The 17878-nt window shown below is 66.5% G+C and carries 18 protein-coding genes; 4 read left to right on the plus strand and 14 right to left on the minus strand.

What is annotated here, in order from left to right:
- Positions 1-131: 131 nt before the first annotated feature.
- Complete coding sequence (locus BRADO_RS09845) at positions 132-419, minus strand: hypothetical protein (protein ID WP_011925170.1); 288 nt, start codon at positions 417-419, stop codon at positions 132-134.
- An 84-nt stretch (positions 420-503) separates the two neighbouring features.
- Positions 504-1292, minus strand: a complete 789-nt coding sequence (locus tag BRADO_RS09850; protein WP_041757401.1) for a serine acetyltransferase — start codon at positions 1290-1292, stop codon at positions 504-506.
- 998 nt (positions 1293-2290) lie between these two features.
- On the opposite strand from BRADO_RS09850, the gene BRADO_RS09855 reads away from it, so the two are divergent.
- Positions 2291-3121: a hypothetical protein gene (locus BRADO_RS09855; protein WP_011925173.1), complete on the plus strand. Its 831-nt coding sequence runs from the start codon at positions 2291-2293 to the stop codon at positions 3119-3121.
- A gap of 77 nt (positions 3122-3198) precedes the next feature.
- Here the strand turns inward: BRADO_RS09855 and BRADO_RS09860 are convergent, their stop codons facing one another.
- The 3 genes from BRADO_RS09860 to BRADO_RS09870 all read right to left on the minus strand — a co-directional run bounded on the left by BRADO_RS09860 (position 3199) and on the right by BRADO_RS09870 (position 6210).
- On the minus strand, positions 3199-4953 hold the full coding sequence (locus tag BRADO_RS09860; RefSeq protein WP_157872539.1) for a hypothetical protein: 1755 nt from the start codon (positions 4951-4953) through the stop codon (positions 3199-3201).
- Complete coding sequence (locus tag BRADO_RS09865; protein ID WP_011925175.1) at positions 4877-5326, minus strand: NUDIX domain-containing protein; 450 nt, start codon at positions 5324-5326, stop codon at positions 4877-4879. The genes BRADO_RS09860 and BRADO_RS09865 overlap by 77 nt, the downstream gene beginning before the upstream one ends.
- Before the next feature lie 113 nt (positions 5327-5439).
- A complete protein-coding gene (locus BRADO_RS09870) occupies positions 5440-6210 on the minus strand; it encodes an SDR family oxidoreductase (RefSeq protein ID WP_011925176.1) in 771 nt (256 codons plus the stop codon).
- A 954-nt stretch (positions 6211-7164) separates the two neighbouring features.
- Between BRADO_RS09870 and BRADO_RS09880 the strand changes: the two genes are divergently transcribed.
- The gene (locus tag BRADO_RS09880) at positions 7165-8712 is read left to right on the plus strand and encodes an aldehyde dehydrogenase family protein (RefSeq protein ID WP_041756308.1); all 1548 of its coding nucleotides are present in this window, start codon (positions 7165-7167) and stop codon (positions 8710-8712) included.
- Between the two features lie 76 nt (positions 8713-8788).
- Entirely contained in the window at positions 8789-8989 is a 201-nt protein-coding gene (locus BRADO_RS09885) for a DUF3606 domain-containing protein (RefSeq protein WP_011925178.1), read from the plus strand.
- Here the strand turns inward: BRADO_RS09885 and BRADO_RS09890 are convergent.
- A complete protein-coding gene (locus tag BRADO_RS09890; RefSeq protein ID WP_041756309.1) occupies positions 8986-9198 on the minus strand; it encodes a hypothetical protein in 213 nt (70 codons plus the stop codon). The genes BRADO_RS09885 and BRADO_RS09890 overlap by 4 nt on opposite strands.
- Positions 9199-9257: 59 nt before the next feature.
- Positions 9258-9548 (minus strand): hypothetical protein, encoded by a 291-nt coding sequence (locus BRADO_RS09895; RefSeq protein ID WP_041756310.1) that lies wholly within the window; start codon positions 9546-9548, stop codon positions 9258-9260.
- Positions 9549-9731: 183 nt separating this feature from the next.
- Between BRADO_RS09895 and pncA the strand changes: the two genes are divergently transcribed.
- Positions 9732-10355, plus strand: a complete 624-nt coding sequence (gene pncA, locus BRADO_RS09900) for a bifunctional nicotinamidase/pyrazinamidase (protein WP_041756311.1) — start codon at positions 9732-9734, stop codon at positions 10353-10355.
- 32 nt (positions 10356-10387) lie between these two features.
- On the opposite strand, the gene BRADO_RS09905 is transcribed toward pncA, so the two are convergent.
- The 7 genes from BRADO_RS09905 to BRADO_RS09935 form a co-directional block, all read right to left on the minus strand.
- Positions 10388-11941: a hydantoinase/oxoprolinase N-terminal domain-containing protein gene (locus BRADO_RS09905; RefSeq protein WP_011925181.1), complete on the minus strand. Its 1554-nt coding sequence runs from the start codon at positions 11939-11941 to the stop codon at positions 10388-10390.
- On the minus strand, positions 11942-13030 hold the full coding sequence (locus BRADO_RS09910; protein ID WP_371259363.1) for a DUF917 domain-containing protein: 1089 nt from the start codon (positions 13028-13030) through the stop codon (positions 11942-11944).
- Positions 13031-13114: 84 nt separating this feature from the next.
- The gene (locus tag BRADO_RS09915) at positions 13115-14203 is read right to left on the minus strand and encodes an ABC transporter ATP-binding protein (protein ID WP_011925183.1); all 1089 of its coding nucleotides are present in this window, start codon (positions 14201-14203) and stop codon (positions 13115-13117) included.
- Positions 14200-15264 carry an extracellular solute-binding protein gene (locus tag BRADO_RS09920; RefSeq protein ID WP_011925184.1) on the minus strand — a complete coding sequence of 355 codons (1065 nt, stop codon included), beginning with the start codon at positions 15262-15264 and terminating at the stop codon, positions 14200-14202. Before BRADO_RS09920 ends, BRADO_RS09915 begins: the two co-directional genes overlap by 4 nt.
- A 14-nt stretch (positions 15265-15278) precedes the next feature.
- A complete protein-coding gene (locus BRADO_RS09925) occupies positions 15279-16157 on the minus strand; it encodes an ABC transporter permease (RefSeq protein WP_041756313.1) in 879 nt (292 codons plus the stop codon).
- A gap of 8 nt (positions 16158-16165) precedes the next feature.
- Positions 16166-17041: an ABC transporter permease gene (locus BRADO_RS09930; protein ID WP_011925186.1), complete on the minus strand. Its 876-nt coding sequence runs from the start codon at positions 17039-17041 to the stop codon at positions 16166-16168.
- Positions 17041-17823, minus strand: coding sequence for an IclR family transcriptional regulator (locus BRADO_RS09935; RefSeq protein ID WP_011925187.1), 783 nt, complete (start codon positions 17821-17823; stop codon positions 17041-17043). Before BRADO_RS09935 ends, BRADO_RS09930 begins: the two co-directional genes overlap by 1 nt.
- Positions 17824-17878: the final 55 nt, after the last annotated feature.

Below are 17878 nucleotides of genomic sequence, written 5' to 3' on the forward strand. Positions count from 1 at the left end.
CTACGAGCGTGGGGCGGATCAGCGCAGCGTGATCCGCCGCCTGCTCGATCGCGGTGACAATGCAACTATCGAGAGCAACGGACCGCGTGCATGGTCACCGACATCGCGCGGCCTGTCACGAATCGCCCGCCTTAGTAGATGCGGACGTGATTGGCCTCGAACGTGACCTGGAAGTTGTTGGGATTCTGCAGCGTCAAGGTCAGAACGGTTCCGACGCCGGCTGTCGTGTCCCAGACCACGGTCCTGGCCGTCTGGCGCAGCGGCTCCATCGCGCGATGGTTCTTGTCGAAATGCGGAGCGATCGAGACGTCAAAGAACTCATCGGGAGTCTTCGAGTCACGTCCCCACCAGAACGTGAACTGCTGGGTGGCGTGGGCGGGAATCGAATAGGTGCCGCGCTTGTAGTCGATGTTGGCCATGGGTCCGGTTCCTTGTTGTCATCCGTCGCGACGATGCGACGCCGGACGATTGCAACTCCGGAGTGTGGACGGCTGTGAGCTGCCTCACGCGGTCCCGTGATCGGACTGCGTCGACACTGGCTGCCGCGGGCAGTTTGTCAGCCGCGCCGGCGTTCCCACCGCCGTGCAGCCTGCGGGCACATCGGCCGTGACGACGGCGCCCGCGCCGATCTTGGCGAAGTCGCCGATCGCGACGTCGCCCAGCACGATCGCGCCGGAGGACAGCAGCACGCCGCGGCCGATGCGCGGGCCGCGGCCGGGCAGCGCATCGCGCCGCCCGATCGTGACGTTCTGCAGGATCGTCACCTCGTCGCCGATGCTGCTATGGGCGCCGATCACGATGCCCGTCGCGTGATCGAGAAACACCGACGTGCCGATCCGCGCCGAGGGATGCATGCTGACCTGCAGCGCCGTCGAGCTCTCTGCCTGCAGCAGCAGGGCCAGATCAGACCGCCCGGCGGTCCACAGCCAGTGCGCGACGCGAAACGCCTGCAGCGCGATGTAGCCCTTGTAGTTCAAGAGCGGCGGCAGCAGCGCCGTGGTGGCCGGATCATGCGCCGCAATCGCATCGAGGTCGCGATGCGCCGCGTCGACGAGCCCGGGCGCCACGAGATGCGCCTCGCGCGCGAGCGCGGCAAACCGTGCCTGCTGAGCCGCGCTACGGCCAAGCCGAGCGCCGATCTGCTGCGCGACGACACTGCCGAGACCGGGATGATCGAGGACGGCGGCGGACAGGGCACGGCCGAATACGGGATCGCGCGCGGCGGCCAGCTCTGCCTCGCGACGGAGGGATGACCACAAATCGTGCTTTCGGGTGGTCGGGCTGCTCGTCATGGCGGTCATGGCTCCCCGGGCAACGGCGGCAGGATAGAGCGACGCTGACGCTCTTGCCAGCGCCCAGGGACGAGTTCGCGACTTCCGAGCCCTCCCTCCGGCGAATAATCACGCTATCGTCCCGCTGTGCCGCAAGCTCGCGCGCTCAAACCATCCTCCGATTGAGGGTTATCGCATTTGGCGATCGACGTGTTGTGCTGCTTCCACGCGGTCGTGGCCGGGCTTGTCCCGGCCATCCACGTCGTCCGACATACTGAGAACGACGTGGATGCTCGGGGACGGAGCCCCGGCATGACGTTGTGGAGACAGTTTTGCCAAAAGCTCTTACTGATCATCCGCAATGGCCATGGTCGGTACGGGTGCGCAGAACTAACGCTCGGTCTCCGGGAGGCGATAGGGACAAACAATCTCAGGCGGAGTGCGCAATGCCAAGCAACGGTTTCGAGAAGGTCGGTTCATCCCCGCCAACTTCCGCCTGAGCGAGAGGGCTGCCGCGATGCTGCGCGAGCTGACGGGGCTGGCTTCGCAGGACCGCGGCCGCACGACGCTGCCGGCTCTTCTGGGCGGAGGAGTATGACGAGATCAAGCGCTGGGTCATCGTCCATGGCGTATCGACCGGCTGGTACGCTGTCGACGAGTTGCCCGTGCGGCTGGTGCAGCAGGTCGATGGCGTGAGCCTGGCTCGTCACTCCGCGGCATGCGCCGCGTTTCCAGGGCAGGACGATCGATTTTCAGGATACGAAGTTTGTTCTGATGCCGTAGCCACGGACGTGCAATTCCCGCGACGTCTTGATCATCATCAGCACGCGTGTTAGTAACTCAGTATGAAAAGCATCATCTCCATCGCATCGGTCTTCTTCCTGAACCGTTGATTGCGGCCCGCTCCGCGGGCGCACGACATGGCGCGGCCCACCGCCGCGTGTTTCAGGATCAGACCCCGCCAGTGACCGCGCAGCGCGCGGACCTATCTCACTTGGCCAAGCGATGAGAGCTTCTCCATGCCCGACAATCCTATCTCGGCGGCGCGGCCGCCTGCGCTGTCGCCTGCGCAGATCGATCAGTTCATCCGTGACGGCTTCGTTAAGCTCGAACGCGCGTTTCCGCGCGAGCTGGCCGCGGCTGCGCGTGACATTCTCTGGCGCGACCTGCCGTGCCGCGCTGACGATCCGTCCTCATGGACGCGCCCGGTCGTCCGGCTCGGCCAATATCACGACGAGCCGTTCAAGCAGGCCGTCAACACGCCGCGCCTCCACGCCGCCTTTGATCAGCTGGTCGGTCCCGGAGGCTGGCGGCCCCGTCCGGGCCTCGGCACCTTCCCGGTGCGCTTTCCGCATCCCGATGATCCCGGCGATGCCGGCTGGCACGTCGATCTGAGCTTTCCCGGCCCTGACAGCAGCCCGGACCGGCAGACGGGCTTCCCCGATTGGCGCGTCAATTGGCGTTCCGAAGGCCGCGCGCTGCTTATGCTGTTCCTGTTTTCCGACACAGACGAGCATGACGCGCCGACGCGCATCAAGACCGCCTCGCATCTCGACGTCGCGCGCTTTCTCGCGCCGGCGGGCGAGGCCGGTCGCTCCGCGGACGAGCTAAGCCAGTTCGCCGACCACCTCGAGCGCCCGCAGGTGCTCGCGACCGGAGAGGCCGGCGACGTCTATCTCTGCCACCCCTTCCTGGCGCATGCGGCGCAGATGCACCGGGGCACGGAGCCGCGCTTTCTCGCCCAGCCGCCGCTGCATCCAAAGGAGCCGGTCTGTCTCGATCGAGCGGATGCGGCCTATTCGCCGGTCGAGATCGCGATCCGGCGAGCGTTGAGCGAAAGCTCGATTTGAGCTGCGGGCAGCACCAACCGCTGCCGCGTTGCTTTGAAGGAGATCTCCTCCATGCGTCGCGCCCACCAAGCGGCTCGCTAACGCGCGAACGGCTGCGCATCGAACTCTTTCACGAGTTTAATGAAGTCGTCCGCTCCGTCCGACGCGAGAACCCGCCCATCCTCAAAGCGCATGATCAGAAATTCGCGGCCGTACGCGGTCTCGCCCGCCGTTGCCAGCCAGAGCGCATGTTTCGACGCGACGTCGCAGAGTTTGAGGGAGAGAAACGCCGCCGCGCGGAGATCCGGACAGGGATCGAACGTGCGAAGAGAACGGACGTAGACCTGGGCCCGCGCGGGATCGTCCGCGCGAGCCTCCCTGACGGAATCCTCAGGCGCAGCGGGGACGCTGAAGGATGACAGCCTCGCGCCGTTTGCGCTGTCCCAGGCCGACCAGCCGTCCTTGGTCCGGGCGAAGACCTTGCTGCCGTCGGCGCCGAGGCGAATCTCGAGGACCTCGGCCTCCGTCACCAGCAGCTGCCGTTTGTTGGCGCGGATGATCTCGACGCCGAACGCGCGCGGCTCGTCGACCGCCCGCTGATAATCGTAGCCGACGGCAAACGTCGTGCGATCGTCGGACCAGGTGAGGAGGTCGCTGCCGAAGATGTCGTCGATATGGATCACGCGGCGCGCCGTTGCGGGGTCCCATAGCGTCGCCTGATCCGGCGTCTCCGATACGACGATCAGCCCGCGCGAGAACTCGATGCCGGACACCTGGTAGTTCCTGCACGGCGAGGCCCATCGCACCGCCGGAGGCGCCGCGTCGAGATCGACGAGCATCGCATCGATGCTGGCGCTGCTGGCGTCGAGTTCGGTCGGCGCGAGCAGCAGATGGTGGCCGTCGAATGCAAACGCTCCGTGCGGACGCCCGCAGAAGGTGCGCAGCGTCTTTCCAGAGACATCGGCCACGATCGTCTTCCGGTTCATGTCGATGAAATAGACGTGATAGGAAAAGGCTGGCTCCGCCAGTGGATCCATCGGATCGAACGCGTCCTTGGCTTCGCCCGAGGTCGTGACTTGGATGATGTCCGGGCGCTCGGTCGCATCGATGCCTTCGACCTTTTCGACATCGACCAGCGTCGCCAGTTTCTGCGCGATCAGATAGGCCTTCTCATCGGTCCGCTCGTACCTTCCGGTAGGATGCGGCCAGGATGACGGCCATTTGTGAACGACCCAGCTCCAGTCGCCGGGGCCGAGGGAGCCCGCGATATCAGCGGTATCGTCGATCCGCGCGCCCGTCTGCGCAGACCAGCCGATCGTCGCGACCTCGTTGCCATCGCGCGCGAGCCGTGCAACGACGCTGCGCCCGTCATGCGAGATCGCGATGCGGGTGAACCAGTCCTCAGCGTCCGCCAGGAATTCGCGCAGAATGGTTCCGGTCTTCAGATCCCGAACGGCGATCGCGGATTGGGTGCCGGCCACGAACCAAGTCCAGTCGGGGGCAATGGCCAACGCCCAGGTGTGGTCGGCTCCGATCTGCACCACCGCGACACGGTCCGGCGGAGGTCCGGCCGTGAGGCCAGGGCGCATGGGAATCGTGAGTCCCAGTCCAAGGACGAACGCTGCGGCCAACCAATGTCGCGCCGCATGCCAGTGCTCTCGTTTCGTCTCCATGAGACGCCTCCGAATGGATCGGACAGTTGACCCAGTCAAACCGGTCCTCGGCGGGCAAACCGCAAGAGCTCGTTGCTCGGCATCCGCGTTCCGCCTCTCCAGCTCAACCCCATCCTTCCATGTAGAATGAGCCTTGAGGGAGAGCTTGTCCCAGAAGGCAGCGGATCGCAACGCCGACATAACCAGCGAGCTCGCGAGGAAGCGTATCGAGCGGAAAGAACTCCAAACCGTCGGATTTGTCACGCTCGCGGATTTTCGGCTCGCCGGCGAACACGTCCGTGGCGAAAAACAGATCGATGATGGTGCGATCCGTTTGGCGGTGCATCGCGCAGACGAAGCGCCAAGCGTCGGGCTTCACGACAAGTCCTGTCTCCTCGCGCAATTCGCGTGAGGCGGCGCTGATCGCGTCTTCTCCGGTGTTGACGTGTCCTGAAGGTAGCGCCCATAACCCGTCCAGGTAGCCTGTGTTGAAGCGCCTCTGCAGCAGGATGCTGTCGTTTACGCGCAGCATGCAGTAGGAAGCGAGATAGGGGCGTTGATGTTGATCGATCATTGCTGCCATCCGCAACCAGGACTCGTTGAGCGTAGCTTCGCTATGTGACTGGTACGTGCATCCACTTGCAGTCCCTGCCTACGGCGGCGAATCGAACTCGCAAGCCGTTTGCCTTAATGCCCCCGTTCGGCCCCGCCATTCACCTGAACGATCTGCGCGGTGACATGCACCGCCTCCGCCGAGGCGAGCCAGCCGATCGTCGCGGCGATGTCGTCGGGCGTCCCCGCGCGGCCGTTCATCGTCTCATCGATCCTCGATTTCAGCTGTGCTTCACTCATCGCCGCGCCGAAGAATTCCGTGTCCGCGACATAGCCCGGCGCGACGACGTTCACCGTGATGCCGCGTGGTCCGAGCCGTTTGGCGAGATCGGCGGAGTAGGGGTGCAGTGCTGCCTTGGCCGCGCCATAAGACCCTTCGCCCGATCCGCGATAGGCCGCGATCGAACTCACGAAGATGATCCGTCCGCCCGGCGCACGCAGGCGCGGCATGAGCGCTTCGGTGAGCAGCACGGCCGTCAGCGTGTTGATGCGGAAATTGTCGGTCCAGCGCCGCGCCACGCCCGCCAGACCGTCATCATAGGTGTTGGTCGGCGCACGCCGCGCCACATGGCCGCCGGCAGCATTCACCAGTACGTCGACGGCCGCGAACCGCTGCTCCAGCGTCATTCGTGTTGCTTCGACCTGCTCCACCTCCGCAAGGTCCGCCGTGATGGCCAAGGGAGCCGGCGCATGCGGCTGCTCAGCGGCGATCGACGCGGCCGAGGCCTCGATCACGCTTTTGCGGCGTCCCACCATCACGACCTGTGCTCCACGTCCAGCGAAGGTCCGCGCCGTCGCAAGCCCGATGCCGGTGCCGCCGCCACTGATCACGACCACTTGCGCCACGCTTCAACTCCAAGATCTCACTCGACGTCGGGATGATCCGGCCTGGGCAGCGCAGCAACAACCGGCCGCGGCGACCGCGTGCGAGCGGCTGGACGCAGTTTCGATCATGCGACTCCTCGTTTCAAGTCCGTCCCAGTGATCGAGTGTGTTCGGCCGGCCGAATCTGACGAAGCGAAACATCTGGAGCGGGCCAACACCCCCAAGGATCATGTCGATCGTGGAAAAAGATTCTCCTTTCGCTTTTACAGAAAATATGCTCTACTCCCGCCATCCCGTTTCGCCACGAGGGGCGTATCGCGATCGTCACGACACGTGAGGCGGGAAGGCGATGGCCGCTGGTTTGCCGGAGCGCGCTTCGGCGCGCGGACGAACGGCAGCTTGCGGACGTGAAGTCGTGTGGTCCTGGCGCCGCGAGGCTGGCGTCAAGTCCTTGGCGGATGATGATCGCCGGGGACGACGGTGGCTAACGAGCCGTACACCGGGGAGATCACGAAGTAAGCGTAAAAACCATCGCGCAGGGAATGCCGGAGTTCGGCTGAACCTGTGGTAACTGCCGCCTGCTTTTTTTGCTGCAGGCGGGCCATGGGTTGCGGCCAGCGCCCGGCATTCCCTGCGCCCTCGTGATTCAGAGGGCTCGTCGAACCCACCAGCCCGGACGCTGCGGCGTCGCGGGGTCTTTCCCGTGCGTCCGGCGTCGGCGTGCGATGAGGCGCGGCGGAAGCGGCGGTAGGCTCCGGATGGGGCTTCGTGCGACCTCCAGCGGTTTGACCCGCCTGCGTGGGCGGCTGATGGAAGGGCAGGCCGGCCAACGGCCTGGGACACATTGCCAAGTGGCCGATTGCACAGCGCCGGGCGCTCGCGCGCTCGCGGATTATGATCTACACGGGGGCGTCCATGATCGACCACCCACGATGTCCTGCTCGCAACGGCGCGAGAGACGATACGGAGTTGCAGATGTCCCTCAGCCACCAGCCCCTCCATCTTGCCGCGGAAGCGACTGAGATCCTGACCTCGCTCGGCGTCGCGCCGGAGCGGCTGCGCGGCGGCACGCGCGCAGCCCGCTCGCCGGTCACCGGCGAGGTGCTGGCGCAGGTGCGGGACGACACCCGGGCGGATGCAACGGCGGTGATCGCGCGCGCCCACGCGGCATTCCTGCAGTGGCGGCTGGTGCCGGCGCCGAAGCGCGGCGAATTGGTGCGGCTGTTCGGCGAGGAGCTGCGCGCTCACAAGACGGCGCTCGGCCGGCTGGTGTCGATCGAGGCCGGCAAGATCGTCTCCGAGGGGCTCGGCGAGGTCCAGGAGATGATCGACATCTGCGACTTTGCGGTCGGCCTGTCGCGCCAGCTCTATGGCCTGACGATCGCGACCGAGCGCGCCGAGCACCGCATGATGGAGACGTGGCATCCCCTGGGGGTCACCGGCGTGATCTCGGCGTTCAACTTTCCGGTCGCGGTGTGGGCCTGGAACGCGGCCATCGCGCTGGTGTGCGGCAATAGCGTCGTCTGGAAGCCCTCGGAAAAGACGCCGCTCACGGCGCTCGCCTCCGATGCGCTGCTCGCCCGCGCGCTCGCCCGCTATCGCAGCGAGGGCGGCGTCGCGCCGGAGGGGCTCGCAGGCCTGATGCTCGGCGGGCGCGAAGTCGGCGAGATGCTGGTCGACGACGCCAGGGTGCCGCTGGTGTCGGCGACCGGCTCGACCGCGATGGGGCGCGTGGTCGGCGCCTGCCTCGCCGGCCGCTTTGCCCGCGCGATCCTCGAGCTTGGCGGCAACAACGCCGCCATCGTCACACCCACGGCGGATCTCGATCTGACCTTGCGCGCGGTCGCGTTCGCGGCGATGGGCACGGCCGGCCAGCGCTGCACCAGCCTGCGCCGCCTGTTCGTCCATGCCGACGTTTATGAGCAGCTCGTGCCCCGCCTCAAGCAGGCCTATGGGTCGGTGGCGATCGGCAATCCGCTGCAGCCGGGCACCCTGATCGGTCCGCTGGTCGACCGCGCCGCCTTCGAGGCGATGCAGGATGCGCTGAGCGCCGCACGGGATCATGGCGGGCGCGTGTTCGGCGGAGACCGCGTCGCGGTCGATGGCTGCGCGGAGGCCTACTACGTGCGCCCGGCGCTGGTCGAGATCCCCACGCAGAGCGGGCCGGTCGAGCGCGAGACCTTCGCGCCGATCCTCTATGTGATGCCGTATCGCGATCTCGCCGCCGCGATCGAGCTGCACAACGCGGTGCCGCAGGGGCTGTCGTCGTCGATCTTCACCAACGATCTGCGCGAGGCCGAGCTGTTCGTGTCGTCGCGCGGCTCCGACTGCGGCATCGCCAATGTCAATATCGGCCCGTCGGGCGCCGAGATCGGCGGCGCGTTCGGCGGCGAGAAGGAGACCGGCGGCGGCCGCGAATCCGGCTCGGATGCCTGGAAGGCCTATATGCGCCGCGCCACCAACACCGTGAACTACGGCCGCAGCCTGCCGCTGGCGCAGGGCGTCAAGTTCGATCTGGGGTGAGCGATGCGGTGTGTCTCCTCTGTTCGCGGAACCGGTTCGCGGATTCGTGCGTTGCGCGCTGACAAGGAGATGCATCATGGCAGCAGCAAAGAAGAAGACCTCGACGGCGAAGTCGTCCCGCGGACGCAATCAGGATCGCGCCCGCGTCGCCGGCGGCCAGGACTACGAAGTCCGCTACGAAGCGAGGAAGAGCGGCCGCTCGGCCACGGCCGTGAAGAAGGCGGTCAAGAAGGTCGGCAACAGCCGCAAGACGGTCGAGCGCAAGCTCGCGCGCTAATGCTTCTGCGGCCGCTGCGGCGGCCGCAGCGATCCTTTCGTCCAGCCGATCGCCTTGGGCGAATGCAGCGGATCGGGACCGTCGCAGACCCGGCAGGTCAGCTCGCCGCGCTCGCCCTTGCACGATCGCTGCGCCTCTCGCACCGCGAGAGGGCGTCCGCAGGTCGGACATGGCTTGCGCACCAGCCAATGGGTCGGACGCCTCAACATGGCAACGTCTCCCGAGCGAGGCCACAGGCTAGGCCGGAATGTGGCAGTCGGGGAATCACTTATTTGAATCGTGGCACCTCCTCCGGATCGCCGGACCGTGAGCAGTCGGGGCAGGTGTCGCCGATGCCGGACAGGGCCTCCTCGATGGCTGCGACCGCGTCCGGACTGCAGACGCCGCCCGGCGGATCGTGGCGCGCAAGCGCGAGCGCCCGGGCTAGCGCATGCGGATCACCGCGCTCCAGCATCCAGCCGTGGGCCTCGCATTCGACGACCGCGCCGGCCTCGCGCAAGGTGGCGATCGCCCAGCCATGGAGGCTGCGGATCGCGGGGCGTCTGACGAGCGTGGGCATCGGCGAATCTCTCCTGGAGGGAGAATCCACGATCGGCGCGGCGTTTCCAGGCCGGGCCTGCAGGGCAGGGATTCCGAATTGGAGGGGCTCCTCCCCCAGGCAGAATCTTCGCTGTCCCGGCTTGAGATCGGCCCCGGCTGCGGTCATCCTCGGGTCAATTCAGGCAAGCGGGTGTGGATAGGAATGCAGATCAAGACCCATGAGGATGTGCTGCTCGTCATCGACGTGCAGAACGATTTTTGTCCGGGCGGGCAGCTTGCCGTCGCCGAGGGCGACGCCGTCGTGCCCGTCATCAACCGGCTGAGCGGGCTGTTCGATCACGTCGTGCTGACCCAGGACTGGCATCCGGCAGGCCACAGCTCGTTCGCCTCCAGCCACCCCGGTAAGGCGCCGTTCGAGAGCGTGACCATGCCCTATGGGCCGCAGACCCTGTGGCCGGATCATTGCATCCAGGGCACAAAGGGGGCGGCGTTTCATGACGATCTCGCGACAGACAAGGCGCAGCTGATCATCCGCAAGGGGTTTCGCGCGGCGATCGATTCCTATTCCGCGTTCTTCGAGAACGACAAGACCACGCCCACAGGCCTCGCCGGCTATTTGCGCGAGCGCGGCCTGAAGCGGGTGTTCCTGGTCGGGCTCGCGACCGATTTCTGCGTGCACTACTCGGCGGTCGACGCGCGGCGGCTCGGCTTTTCGGCTGTTGTCATCGACAACGCGTGCCGCGGCATCGATCTCGGCGGCTCGATGGCAGCGGCCAAGGCGCAAGGCGCGGAGGCCGGCGTGGAGCGGATCGCGGAGCTCGTGTGAGATGAGATGGTGAGGCTGGCGATGCGGCTGAGCTACGCCGCCGCATCGATGTCGGGCTCGGCGATGGCGCCGGCGACGCGGACGCGGACACGGAGTGCATTGCCGGGGAGGTAGGCGATCGGCATATCCTCGACGTCGACCGTCTTGAGCGAGCCGCGTTCGGCGCCCGCCTGCACCGCGCGCTCCTCGGCGATGCGGCGGGCAGCCGCGATGGCCTCGTCGCGGGTCATGTCGCGGAACACCTGGTCGGCCTCGCCCGACACTTGCGCGATCGCCGCGCCGACCGCATTGGCGCAGTCGCCATGGGGCACGCGGACGATTTCGGAGATGCCGGCGAGCCGCGCCGGCACGAGGAACGCGCCGCCGCCGACCGCGAGCAGCGGCACGTCGCCGGCCTCGGTCTTCATGCGGTCGATGTCGCCCTCGAGCTGGCGATGGGCGTCAGCGAGCGCGGCATCGATCAGGCTCTTCGGCAGATGCGCGACGCGCGCGCGGTCGCCGATGTCGATCAGCCCGGCCGCCACCGCGATGTCGGTCGCGGTGAGCTGGCCGCCGCCGAACACCATCGCGTCGGTGGTGAGCCGATATCCGACGCTGACCGGGCCGACGCGCACCGGCTCGCGCGCGACGTGGCTGCCGCCGCCCAGGCCGATCGACAGCAGGTCGGGCATGCGGAACAGGGTGCGGACGCCGCCGACCTCGACCACGGCATTCGCCTCGCGCGGAAAGCCGTGGCGCAGCTGGCCGATGTCGGAGGTGGTGCCGCCGACGTCCACCACCATGGCGTCGTCGAGGCCGGAGAGATACGCGGCGCCGCGCATCGAATTGGTGGCGCCGGAGGCGAAGCTCATGACCGGGAAGGCGGTCGCGATCTCCGCCTGCATCACGGTGCCGTCGTTCTGCGTCAGGAACAGCGGCGCATCGATGCCGGAATCCGCGATCGCCTTGCGGAAAGCGGCGACGGTGGTGACGGCGAGGTCGTGGAGCGCGGCGTTGAGGAGCGCAGCGTTCTCGCGCTCGAGCAGGCCGATGCGGCCGAGGTGGTGCGACAGCGTGACCGCGACGTCGGGGCAGATCTCGGCGAAGATTTCGTGCGCGGTGATCTCGCAGCTCGGATCGAGCGGCGAGAACGAAGAGGCGACTGCGACAGCGCGCAGCCCCTTGGCCTTGATCGCGCGCGCGGCGGCTTTCAGGCCGTCGATGTCGAGCGGCATGAAGGGGCGTCCGTCATAGTCATGGCCGCCCTCCAGCATGAACGTCTCGCCGCTGACGAGGTCGGCAAGGTCCGCCGGCCAGTCGCAGAACGGCGGCAGCGAGGCGGAGGCGGGCATACCGATCCTGACGGCGCCGATCCTTTGCAGATGCCGCCGCTGCACCACCGCGTTGATGAAATGCGTGGTGCCGATCACGACCGCGTCGACAGGCACGGCCGCTGCGGGATTGTCGCGCAGCGCCTTCAGCGCCGCGAGGATGCCGGAGGTGACGTCGGCGGTGGTGGCGGCCTTGACCGAGTGGACGACCTTGTCGTTGGCAATCAGGACCGCGTCGGTGTTGGTGCCGCCGACGTCAATGCCAATCCGCTTCATTCACTCTGCTCCGGAGGTCGCAAACAGCGACCGGAAATCGAGGTCGTACCCGAAGGCGCGGGGGCCCACGAACTCCAGGCCGCGCGGGCTGGTCAGCACGGCGGGCGCGGGCAGGGCGATCACCGTCACGCGCTGGCCATAGCGCACGGTCTCGGTGCCGATGCCATGGCCGTTGACGCTGTCGAGCACGCAGATCAGGTCCGGCGACATCGCGATCGCCTCGTCGCCTCTCCAGGCCACGATCCACTCGTTCTGGAACGACAGCTTGAGCTGCGTGCCGCGGTCCTCGTCGCTGCCCTCGATGACGGCGCTGCCGCGGAGGAAGCCCTCGGTGGTGCGGCGTTCGACGTCGACGACCTTGCCGGTGAACAGCCGCTGGCCGCCCTCACAGGCGAGGATCGCCGCGATCGGGTCCTGGTGGTTCTTGTTGGCGGCGTTCACAGCGCGTCCGATCGCAATCGCCTTGGTGGTGGTGAAATGAATGCCCCAGTCCTTGACCTCGCGCCCGGTCCGCGGCGCCTTGCTGGTCGAGGCGATCGAGCCCATCTCGACGCAGATCTTGCGGCTGGCGCGCTCCATCCACTTCCACGAGGGGACCTTGGTGACGACGGCCTCGATGCCGCGCGGATCATACAGGGTGCAGGGATACGGCTTGAGATCGCCGATGGCGACCGACGTCATCTGCGCCTCCGGAAAGGCGCGGCCCATGCAGTCGGCATCGACGACGGGAATGTTAAGATGCGCCGCCGCCATCAGCGCCTGCATGCCATTGCCGCCGCCGATCTCGACCGACATGACCGCGCGGAAGGTGATGCCGTTGATCTCTTCCTGCATCCGCACCGCGCGCGCGATGCTGCGGCTATCGGCCAGGCGCTCCTGGCCGACCAGCGGCGCGCCCATGTTCGAGACGACAGCCACCCAGTCGTGGTCTGCGAGATCGAGCGGCGACATCATCTGCAGGCGATGGCCCTCGGCATACAGCCGGCGCAGATTGAGCAGGCCGAGATAAGGGCTGCCACCACCGCCGGTGCCGAGGATCCAGGCGCCGACCGCGAGCGCCTCGATGTCGTCGAGGCTGATCGTCGTCATGTCGTCTGTGCTCACCGTCGCGCTCCGCCACCGGTGAGTTGCGCGCAAGGTCGCTGCGGGAAGGAAACAACAAGCTTCAAAACATCAATCCTCGAGTATGACGAGATCGGCCGGACGCCAGCCCAGCGTGACCGCCTGGCCGGGTGCATGGAGCGGTCCGGCCCCGGAATTCGGCTGCTGCGCCAGTACGCGCTGGCCGCCCTCGAGCACGATGCGATAGAGCACGGCGCCGCCCAGAAAGTTCGTGCTCTCGACCGTGCCACTCGCCGACATCCCGATGCTCCGGGCATCGGACGGTGCGGCCGCGGACACCGTGATTTTTTCGGGCCGCAGCGCAACCGAGATCGCCTCGCCGTCGGCGCTCGCGACCATGCGCGGCAGCGTCAGCACCATGCCATTGCCGACAGCGATGCCACAGCCATGATCCATCGCCACGCGCTGGCCGCGGAAGATGTTGGTGTCGCCGATGAAGTCCGCGACGAAGCGCGTACGCGGCTGCTCGTAGATTTGCACCGGCGTGCCGATCTGCTCGACGCGGCCGGCATTCATGACCGCGATGCGGTCGGACATCGCCAGCGCCTCCTCCTGGTCGTGGGTCACGAAGACGAGGGTCACGCCGAGGTTCTTCTGCAGCTGCTTCAGCTCGAACTGCATCTGCTGGCGCAGCTTCTTGTCGAGCGCGCCGAGCGGCTCGTCGCACAGCAGGACCCGCGGCGAGATGACGATGGCGCGGGCGAGCGCAACGCGCTGTTGCTGGCCGCCAGAGAGCTGCGCCGGCCGGCGATTATCCATGCCCGACAATTCGACCATCGCCAGCGCCGCCTTCACCTTGGCGGCAATGGTGGCCTTGTCGACTTTGCGCATGCGCAGGCCGAAGGCGACGTTCTCGGCCACTGTCCGGTGCGGAAACAGCGCGTAGTTCTGGAACACCATCGCCATGTCGCGCCTGTGCGCGGGCACATGGGTGATGTCGGCGCCGTCGAGACGGATCTCGCCGGTGCTCGGGCTGTCGAAGCCCGCGATCATGCGCAATGTCGTGGTCTTGCCGCAGCCGGACGGGCCGAGCAGCGAAAAGAATTCGCCGGGCCTGATGTCCATCGCCACCGCATCGACGGCGCGCACGCCGCCGTCATAGATCTTGCTGACCCCGGCAATCTCGATCGCAGCGCTCATGCACGGAAGATCCGGTTGACCCTGCTGTCGATCTCGTCCTTCTGCGCGTTGTACCACTTCCAGTCGACCTGGATCAGCTTGCCGACCTTCTCCGGCGTGGTCAGAAGCTTCGCGTCATACTTGGCGTCGAGCTTCACCTTCTTGTTGGCCGGCGAGTACCACACGGTTTCGGCGAGGCGCTTTTGAACATCCGGGCGCAGCATGTAGTTGATGTAGGCGTTGCCGAGTTCCTTCACCTTGCTGCCCGGCGTGATGCTCAGCACCTGCTCGAGCGACAGCACGCCCTCGCTCGGCGTGACGAAGTCGATCGGCTGGTTCTGCCCGTCATACCGATAGATGCCGGAATCGTGGAGGATGCCGATGCCGGCCTCGCCCGACAGGATCAGCTTCTCCATCGCGCCGGTGAAATCGACCAGCTTGATCGGCTTCAGCTTCTCCAACGCCGCATAGGCGGCATCGAGATCGGTCTGGCCCTTGCCGTAGAGCGTGCCGCACATCATCACGAACGCCTGTCCGAGGCTGTTCGCGGGGATGACGTATCCGCCGCGGGCGCCGTTGAACTTGGCGTCCCAATAGTCCTTCCACGACGTGACGCTGCCATAGCCCTTGTCGGTGCGCATGCCCAGGCCGATGGCGCTGGTGAAGATGCAGACGCCGACGATCTTGTCGCTGACCGCGTAGGGATAGACGTCGGCGATGTTCGGCACCAGCTTGGGGTCGACCTTCGGCTCGACGAGCCCCATCTCGACGGCGGCCCATTGCTCGTTGGAGTTGGTGTGCAGCACGTCGTAGACCGGCGCGGAGCGCGAGCTCGCCTGCAGCTTCGGCAGGAAGGGCAGCGCGGTGTCGGTCTTGAGCTTGCACTTGAACTCGCTCTCGAAGGCCAGGCCGATCTCGGCCTTCATCACCTCGCCCCATTTGCCGCCCCAGCCGGTGACGTTCAGCACCGGCTCCTCGGCGCGCGCGACATAAGGCGCCGCGACGAAGCCGGCGCCGAGCGAAGCTGCCGCGGTCAGCAGGCGGCGGCGGCTGAGGGGGAAGCGACGCGATGAGGCGGTCATATCCGGGAGCTCCCTTACAGTTTGACGGTGGACCGCAGGCCAACGGTGCGGTCGAGCGCGATGACGACGATGAAGGCGAGGAGGATCGAAATGACGGAGGCGGCGCCGATGGTGCCGTCGAGATCGAATTTGAGATAGTTGAACAGCGTGATCGGCAGGGTCTCGCTGCCCGGAGCGACCAGGAACAGCGACACCGGAAACTGGTCGAACGAGACGATGAAGGCGAAGATCGCGCCCGCCATCACGCCCGGCTTCACCAGGGGCAGGGTGACTTCGAAGAACGTCCGCGCCGGGCTCGCGCCGAGATTCTGGGCGGCTTCCTCCAGCCGCACATCGAAGTTATGCAGCACGGCAAGCGTGGTACGAACAACATAGGGGATCGTCACCAGCGTGTGACCCGCCACCAGCCCCCACAACGGCCGGCCGATGTCGACCAGGACGTAGGACTGGAACAGCGCCAGGCCGGTGAGGATCGCCGGCAGCATCAAGGGCGAGAGCACGGTCGCCACGATCAGCCGCGAGCCCGGCAGGTTGCCGCGGGCGATGGCGAGCGCCGCCGACGCGCCGAGCACGGTGGATGCGACTGTCGTCATCGCCGCGATCTCGAGGCTGAACAACAGCGCATGCATGAAGTCGCGCGAGGCGAAGAACTTCTCGAACCAGCGCAGCGAGACGCCGACCGGCGGAAACTGGATGAACGGCGTCGGGTTCAGCGCGAACACGATCACGATTGCGATTGGCGCGAGCAAGAAGAGAATGATCGCGATGTTTGCTGCGAGATAGAGCTTGCGGCCCCACCGGATCGGCGACTTGCTGCCACGCAACGCCGGCGAGCCCGTGTGTTCGATCGATGCGGCCAACGGACGCTGCGATCCCTTGGAAAGGCTCGTCATCTGCGCCCTCATCGCAGCTCGCGCTGCCCCGACACGAGGCCAAGCACGTGATTGTAGGCGATGACCAGCACGAGCGAAATGACCAGCAGTACCATACCGAGGGCCGCGGCGAAGCCGACGTTGAAATTCGCCGAGATCTGCTGATAGATCAGAATCGGCAAGGTCATGATCTGGAAGCCGCCGAGCAGGATCGGCGTGACATAGGCGCTGATCGCCAGTGCGAACACCAGGAGCGAGCCGGCGAGGATGCCGGGCAGGCTCAGCGGCAGCGTCACCTCGACGAACGCGCGCCACGGGCTGGCGCCGAGATTTTCTGCGGCCTGCTCCAGTCGCTCGTCGATGCGTCCGATCACACCGGTCAAAGTCAGGACCATGAAAGGCACGTAGATGTGGACGAGGCCGACGATGATGCCGGTCTCGTTGTACATCAGCTGCAGCGGCTTGGTGATGAGTCCGAGCGACGTCAGGATCTGGTTGATGACGCCCTTGTCGGACAAGAGCGTCATCCAGGCGAAGGTACGCACGACGATGCCTGTCAGCATCGGAGCCAGCACGGCCATCAGCAGCAGCGCATGGCCGGTGCGGCTCTTGATCCGCGCCATCCAATGCGCCAGCGGGTAGCCGACCAACAACGAAGCCAGCGTGGTCCACAGACCGATCCGGAGCGTAGTCCAGATCACCTCGAGATAATAGCTGTCGGTGCCCATCCGGGCGTAGTGCTTGGTGGTGAACGCGACGTTCGGCGTGACGACGGGATTTCCCGTCAGCACGCTCATGACAGCCATCAGTCCGATCGGCAGGAAGAAGAACAACGCGAACAGCAGCGCGCTAGGCAGGATCAACAGCGCAAGTCTGTTGACGCGCGGCGCGCTATTACCTGGCATCAGGAGGCCAGTCCAGCCAATTGCTCGATGGTCTGTCCCAGCGGATCGCCGGTCATGCGCCGCAGCTCCGCCGCCATCGCGCCGAGCTCGCGGCGGACATTGGCGCGCTCGATCTCGGTGGTGGCCTGCACTGAATACGACACCGCAATGCCGATCAGCTCACCGCTCTCGCCGCTGGACAGCGCAAATCCCTGCGAGCCGACGCCCTCGATCGCCTCGTCGGCGGCCTCGGAGATGCCGGTCCGGCGGATTTCGTTCAGCCGCGCCATCAGCTCATTGAAGTTCTGCGGCGAGTTGGCGGGCACCTTCGGATAGTTGAGCGGCACGCGGGCGCGGATCTCCTGGTCCGACAGGCGGGCCAGCATCGCGCGGCCGTTGGAGGTGACGATCGCCGGCGTGCGCTGGCCCGGCGGGTTGACGACGCGCAGCGGGTTGGAGCCGGGCACGATGCGCAGCACGACCTGCTGATAGCCGTCGAGCACCGCGATGTAGCCGGTGTGCCCGGTGCGCGCGCAGACGTCGCGCAGCTCGCGCTCGGCAATCGCGAGCAGGTCGTCATGGGCGCGATGCAGCCGGCCGAGCTCGAAGGTGAGTAGGCCGGGGCGGTAGCGGCGGCTGTGCGGGTCCTGCTCGAGTAGGCCGCAATCGCGCAGCGAACGGAGCAGGCGGGAGGTCGAGCTCTTCGGCTTGCCGGTCAGGACCTGGACGTCGGCGAAGGAAAGGTCGGGCCGCGTGGTCGAGAAGCAGCGGAGGATGTCGATAGCGTTGGTCAGAGCGCTCATGATGATACCGTTTGTTCCATTTTTAGGAACCTAGTGCCAAATTCTAGAAGCGACG

Source organism: Bradyrhizobium sp. ORS 278, from assembly GCF_000026145.1.
Lineage (GTDB): Bacteria > Pseudomonadota > Alphaproteobacteria > Rhizobiales > Xanthobacteraceae > Bradyrhizobium.